Source organism: Tenacibaculum sp. M341, from assembly GCF_004337695.1.
Classification (GTDB): domain Bacteria; phylum Bacteroidota; class Bacteroidia; order Flavobacteriales; family Flavobacteriaceae; genus Polaribacter.
Window position 1 is genome coordinate 1 of sequence record NZ_SJXJ01000128.1, and the last position, 300, is coordinate 300.

The window sequence follows — 300 nt, forward strand, 5'->3', positions numbered from 1 at the left end:
ATTAACTTCTTCTTTAGGTTTTGCTTCTGTTTTCACATTCACTTTTACCTGGATTGTTTCACTTACTTGTGAGTTAATCGCTTTTTTTATTTCAGTTTCAATTTTCTTTTTTGCCTGTAATGTAGGATTACTTATGGTTACATCTACAATTACCTCATCACCAAACGTTACTATGTTTTTAACGTTTTCATTCCCTACCAAACTTTTCCCTTCTCCAGGAGCAGTTATTGTTCCGAGTGCCTTGTATATGTCTTCTTTTTTAAACTTCATTCTGAATAATTGCTTTACGCTTAATTTACT

General features: G+C 32.0%; 1 protein-coding gene. It reads right to left on the minus strand.

The features are described from left to right. Window positions 1–270 (minus strand): iron-sulfur cluster assembly protein (locus EYW44_RS22035; RefSeq protein WP_132728027.1); only part of this gene is annotated, 270 nt, incomplete at its 3' end. Window positions 271–300 lie beyond the last annotated feature (30 nt).